The organism is Ursidibacter arcticus (assembly GCF_009761375.1).
Taxonomy (GTDB): Bacteria; Pseudomonadota; Gammaproteobacteria; order Enterobacterales; family Pasteurellaceae; genus Ursidibacter; species Ursidibacter arcticus.
Genome location: NZ_LEKM01000069.1, coordinates 1 through 498 on the forward strand (window position 1 = coordinate 1; position 498 = coordinate 498).

The window sequence follows — 498 nt, forward strand, 5'->3', positions numbered from 1 at the left end:
GGGTTGTTTGGCAATTCTTCTGGTGTGCCTGCAACTGTAGGTTCTGAGGTGTTACCTGCAAGATCTTCAGTCACCACGCTCACTGGGGTGTCATCTTGTGTGTTTTCGTTAGGAACGATGATGGTGTCTTTTCCTTCGACTTTAACATTCGGGTCGTTAGATTGGAGGTTGCCATCTTTATCACGAGTAACTTCAGCGGTTTTTTTGGTGCTGTCATTGTCGGTATATTCAACCGTCGCTTTTTCTACTTCTGGTTCGATGGTGAATTTTGCATTATCGTTATCTGGCACGAGTTCTGCCGCAGGTGGTGGCGTGAGGTCATTTGGATGCGACACTTCACCATTATTGCTTGGCACTGGTGTTTTTTCGCTTTCGCGTTTGTTCGGTGCTGTTGCGATTAAGGTGATTTGGCTGCTGTCAGTAATATCAGCACCATTTTCTTTCGCAATAAGTTTGAAATTACCTTCCTCATCCGCTTTAACTCTGCCAATTACGTTC

At 45.2% G+C, this 498-nt stretch carries 1 pseudogene; it reads right to left on the reverse strand.

Features of this window, described 5'->3' with window-relative positions:
- Positions 1 to 498: pseudogene (locus tag A1D25_RS01815) on the reverse strand (hypothetical protein); the annotation flags it as partial.